The organism is Alphaproteobacteria bacterium (assembly GCA_018662925.1).
GTDB lineage: Bacteria > Pseudomonadota > Alphaproteobacteria > 16-39-46 > JABJFC01 > JABJFC01.
The window spans coordinates 1-5,592 of record JABJFC010000038.1; the positions used below are offsets into that span (position 1 = coordinate 1).

The 5,592-nt window shown below is 43.1% G+C and carries 3 protein-coding genes; 1 reads left to right on the forward strand and 2 read right to left on the reverse strand.

Translation table 11 applies throughout. The features are described from left to right. The first annotated feature begins 65 nt into the window (after positions 1 to 65). Positions 66 to 3,236, forward strand: a complete 3,171-nt coding sequence (locus HOL16_02485) for a hypothetical protein (GenBank protein ID MBT5389562.1) — start codon at positions 66 to 68, stop codon at positions 3,234 to 3,236. A gap of 174 nt (positions 3,237 to 3,410) precedes the next feature. Here HOL16_02485 and HOL16_02490 read toward each other — a convergent pair whose 3' ends face one another. Beyond that, the gene (locus HOL16_02490; GenBank protein ID MBT5389563.1) at positions 3,411 to 3,887 is read right to left on the reverse strand and encodes a DNA polymerase III subunit chi; all 477 of its coding nucleotides are present in this window, start codon (positions 3,885 to 3,887) and stop codon (positions 3,411 to 3,413) included. Beyond that, complete coding sequence (locus tag HOL16_02495; GenBank protein MBT5389564.1) at positions 3,874 to 5,370, reverse strand: leucyl aminopeptidase; 1,497 nt, start codon at positions 5,368 to 5,370, stop codon at positions 3,874 to 3,876. The genes HOL16_02490 and HOL16_02495 overlap by 14 nt, the downstream gene beginning before the upstream one ends. Positions 5,371 to 5,592 lie beyond the last annotated feature (222 nt).

Consider the following 5,592-nt stretch of genomic DNA (forward strand, 5'->3'; position numbering starts at 1 on the left):
AAACAGGGGAAAATTGCGCGTGAAGACCAGAAAAACAGTTAAAATTGTGCCTTATGGATTGATCAGTGCAAAAAAATATCATTCTTATCCTTGCATCCTCCGTGAAACTTCCGCACTTTCATAATTTTGCAATTTGCTCTTATGATAAACATAGAAGCACAGATTGGTACCTTAAGGCTCTAAGTATCCCAAAAATTGCTGAAAATAACACTTTACAAGCACAGAGCCTCATCGGATTGGGAAACGATCATTACATCGATAAAAATCACAAAGCTCAATCGGACTGGTATTTTGAAGCATTGAACTGCCTAAATAAGCATGGTGATGATAATTTAAAAGCAAAAATTTTCGTTGCCATTGGAAACGCTCACTATACTGACATATCTCATCCACAAACTCAGAATTGGTATTTAGAGGCCTTAGAAATTCTGAAGAATTACGAGGACAATCCCTTAAAAGCTCAAGCCTACATTGGTCTTGGAAATGCCAGGCACACTGACAGTTTTCACCCGCATGACTTCCAATGGTATATAGAGGCTCGTAAAATTGCCGAAGAAAATGGGTTTCATGCTATAGAAGCGCAAGCTCTTATTGGCCTAGGAAATGCGTGGTATCAAGATGAAGACCACATAAGCAGCTCCGACTGGTATTTAGAAGCCCTAAGAATTCTTGAAAAACAAGGAATTGATGCGGTCGACTCTAAAGCCCTAGCCCTCATTGGTCTGGGAAATTTACATTTCGTAGATACACTTCACCCTGAGCAACAGAATTGGTATCTAGAAGCTCTGAAAGTTCTCAAGTCACATGGAAATCCTGGCCTTTTCGTCAAGGTTCTCTATAAACTTGGGGAAATTCGTTACACGGATACCAGCCATCCGCATGTTTATGATTGGTACTTACATGCTTTAAACGTACTTGGAGAAAATGGTAATAGTGAATTAAAATCTAAAGCTTACATCAAGCTCGCTCATACGAATTACACTGACAGATATCACAAAAGACCCTATAGTTGGTACTTAGATGCCCTACAACTTCTTGAAGGTGCTGATAATAATAAGTTAAAAGCACAAGCTTTCATTGGTTTAGGAAATGCACTATACACCGACGATTCTCATGCACCATCAAACTGGTATCTGAGTGCTTTGCAGGCCCTCAAAAATTTAGACGAAAAGAACTTAAAAGCACAAGCTCTCAATGGATTAGGAAAGATTGGCTACACAGACAGACTTCATGCAACTCGAACGGACTGGTATTTAGAGGCCATCGAGCTTTTAGGTCAAGACGGAGACATAAATTGCATAGCACATGCCTACATTGGCTTAGGAAACGACAGATACACTGACGATTCATATCAGATAACGAATGCACGATACTTTAGTACACCTTGTCAAACGTCAAAGGATTGGTATTTAGCAGCATTGAGAGTACTGGGCCATCAAGGAGAGGACGCCTTAAGGGCTCAAGCTTTTATTGGGTTGGGAAATGCACGATATACTGACGACACTCACACAAAAGATTATGATTGGTATCTTCAGGCATTAAATATTGCCAAAAATCAAAGCGATAAAACTATAATGGCTCATGTTCTAATTGGGTTAGGAAATGCAAACTATACTGATGAAACACATCCGAAGAAAGCAGACTGGTACATTCATGCTCTAAATGTCTTAAGTAAAAGTGAAGATGAAAACCTTGAGCTAAAAGCACAAGCTTTCATCGGATTGGGAAATGTCCGCTATACAGACAACAAACATACAAAGGATTCTGACTGGTATATTGAAGCTCGGAGCATTCTAGGCAATCTAAGAAATGACTCTTTGACAGCACAAGCCTTAGTTGGGTTGGGAAATACAAAATATACTGATCAAGAGCACAAAACTCAAGGAGATTGGTATTTAGAAGCTCTGAAACTTCTGGGAAATAATGACCTAACTTTAAAAGCGCAAGTCTATATTGGCCTAGGAAATTCAAGTTCTTCTGCTAATAATAATTCAGGTGCTTCATGGTATCTTAAAGCCATGGAACTTCTTGGAGACAAAGACGAACACACTGACTTAAGAGTGCGTACTCTCATTGGTTTGGGGCAAGCACGCTACACGGATAGGTCCCATAAGAATCTTTACGATTGGTTTTTACATGCCTTGAAATTACTTGAAAATCATGGAGACAATGACTTAAAGGCCAAAGTGCTCATTGCAGTGGGAAACTCTAGATATACGGACAGAAGGCACAAACAAGCTGACTGGTATCTAGAAGCATTAAACCTTCTGGGAAATGGTGATGTAAAATTACGAGCACAGGCATCCATTGGATTGGGAAGCTGTCGATATACTAACAATGAACATAAGCAGGCAGACTGGTATTTGACGGCTCTGAAGCTTCTGCACAAGAAGGACGCTGTTGAATTAAAAGCGCAAGCTTTCATTGGTCTAGGAAACTGTCGATATACTGACAACGAACATAAGCGGGCAGACTGGTATTTGGAAACCATAGAGATACTCCGTAATAAAAATACCACGGGCCTAATAATCCAAGCTTTAATTGGATTAGGAAACATGATGTACACTGACCTCTCTCATAGAAACAATACAGAATGGTATTTGGAGGCTCTGAAACTTCTTGGCGATCGTGGGGATGTAAAGTTAAGAGCACAGGTTTGTCTTGGATTGGGGAATGCCCGGTATAGCGACCAAAAACACGCTCCATCTGACTGGTTTTTGGAAGCTATAAATATTCTGGGCAGTGGGAATGTTGATCTAAAAGCACAAGCCATGATGGGATTAGGCAACCATTTTGCGGCAAATAAAGATAATGCGGCTGCCCTAGAACAATTCAAAAGTGTTTTACTCCTCCCCAATCTTTCACAAAATCAAAAAAACAAAGCGACTTCTGGTGTAGAGAGGGCTAATAGGTTTCTTGCGCAGAGTGCTAGAAGTAATCAGAAACAAAATAATTCTAGGGATTATTCAAACTCTAGAAGAAGGGATTATTCAAAATCTAGAAGAAATGCAGAGAGAACTTCCAGTTCGAATCGCAATTCACAAACTCATTCCAGTGCAAGCCATCGTTCTAATCAACGTTCACAACCTTATCACAATACAGAACGCCATCCCCGTTCAGAACATCTTTCAAATCAACGTTCACAACCTTATCACAATACAGAACGCCATTCCCGTTCAGAACATCCTTCAAATCAACGTTCACAACCTTATCACAATACAGAACGCCATCCCTAGTGAGCGTCAATCCCATTCAAAAGACTAATCCGAGTCAGGGGGTGGTTTTTTAACTCCTCACGTATGAAAGCTGACGGAATAATTCAAAAATGATACGAATAATCACCCTTTCGTTCTGAAAAAAATTTATAAAATCAGTCAGATACATTCAGCCTAAGCCAGAGCAAGAAACAGTTACTTTTGGTCGCTAGCCTTACTCTCCCAAGCGCCCTGATCGTTCTGTTGCCAATATGTCACACTATGGCCTGAGTCTTTATAGGACTTCCATCTCTGACGGGCAGCTTTGACAGCCTGTTCATTGGTGCCATCGAATACGTCGAGACAGCGTTCATAGTCCTTTAGATGATCGGACTGGGCGCCATCCACCAACACCAGGATTTTGGCACCATTGGGGTTTTGATCTTCGTGGGTCAACCAAATAGGCTGGAGCTCTGGAAAACCATCTTTCTTGGAACCATGGGGTAAAAAGGAGCTGGGATGATAGGTCCACAATATTGTGTTGAGGTTCTCTGTCCGCTCAGGGCTCCCCGTCATCAGAACAGCCCTTTGTTTACTGGCAACCACTTTCTCCAAAAGCTTAGGCAGTGCTTTCTCCAGGGGCGCCTTCGTCAGATGATAAAAGGATACGTTCGTCCTCTTACTTTGACTCATAATTTTCCGCTACCAAATGATCGAGCATCCGCACTCCATAGGCCGTGGCGCCCTTGCCAAAGAGAGCCCTATCCTTTGTTGACCAGGCCATCCCTGCAATATCCAAATGTGCCCAGGGTGTCTTGTTCACAAAGCGTTGAAGGAATTGGGCTGCCGTCACACTACCAGCAGCACGCCCTGCTCCAACATTCTGCATATCAGCGATATCGGATTTAAGCATGGCATCATAAACTTCTCCCTGAGGAAAACGCCAAAGCTTCTCGCCCACATGTTTGCCAGCATTAATAAGCTGCTTCGACAACTTGTCATCATTAGAGAAAAGCCCGGCATATTCGTGCCCAAGGGCCAAAATCACTGCCATGGTTAAAGTGGCTAGATCCACCATAAACTGGGGCTTAAAGCGATCTTGGGTATACCAAAGAGCATCCGCCAAAATAAGGCGCCCTTCTGCATCCGTATTTAGCACCTCAATGGTCTGACCAGACATGGTCTTTACCACGTCGCTTGGACGCTGGGCCAAGCCCGATGGCATGTTTTCCGCAAGAGCAACCACACCCACAACATTTGCCTTGGCTTTACGACCCGCAACTGCCTTCATCACACCTGCAACAACGGCCGCACCACCCATATCCCATTTCATGTCTTCCATACCAGGGGATGGCTTAATATTGATGCCACCCGAGTCAAAGGTGACGCCTTTTCCAACAAAAGCCACAGGCTGGTCCTTATCCGAAGCACCGTTCCACTGCATGGAAACTAGGCAAGGCTTTCTCTCACTGCCCATACCCACGCCCAAGAGCGCGCCCATGCCCATTTTTGTCAGGGCGGCTTCATCCAAAACTTCTACTTTTACGCCCAGGCTTTCTAGTTCCTTTAAGCGCTTTGCCATGGATTCAGGGTACAAAACATTGGGTGGCTCTGAGATAAAGTCTCTGCCATAGAACACGCCATCGGAAATCTTCTTGAGCTTTTCGAAAGACTTTTCAGCATCAGCTGCGCCTTTAGCAAAAATGGTAACCTTTTGCAAAGCTGGCTTATCTTCCTTTTTTTCTTTGGTCATATATTTGTCAAAGCGGTAAGAGCGCAAAAGCATTCCTTGTGCCACATGAGCCGCCACTTGATGCACGGAAAGAGACTTACTGGCCCCATCATCAATCATTACGGCGACTTCAGAGTCTTTATGTTGAAGCATCCGAGCAGTAATGGCGCCCCCTACTTCTTCCGCTTGGAGGGAATGTAAATCTTCCTTCTTCCCAAGCCCGATGACAACGATGCGGTCGAATCCATTGGCGCCATCAACAGGAAAAGAAAGAGAATCCCCAATTTTGCCCTTTAAGGAACTTTCATCTAGGACGCGCTTTAAAAGACCCTTGGTCTTTTTGTCAACTTCTTGGGCACTGGAGGTCAATTCCAACTTGTGATGCACTCCGACCACGACAGTTCCACCAGAAGGCATTTTTGGTTCAGAAAATAGAAACTTCATGAAATCCTCTCCCTGTTTATCATTTGAAAAGCTTGCCTGACTTATAGCCCAATGGAAAGGATGTTGCAAGGGAGAGGTCAGACCCAAAATCCGCGATAGGAAGTTACATTTCTCCTTCAAGTTCAAGGGGACGCAGTTTTTTCGATCGAGCGCGAGTTTTTTTAGGTGTTAAATTTTTAAATCAGCAATAATTGACCCAAAGCGCTAAAAGTTACTCTAAAT

Bases quoted from the DNA above. Each gene is read 5' to 3' on its own strand.
- HOL16_02495 (MBT5389564.1), bottom strand. From the start codon at position 5,370: ATGAAGTTTCTATTTTCTGAACCAAAAATGCCTTCTGGTGGAACTGTC.
- HOL16_02490 (MBT5389563.1), bottom strand. From the start codon at position 3,887: ATGAGTCAAAGTAAGAGGACGAACGTATCCTTTTATCATCTGACGAAG.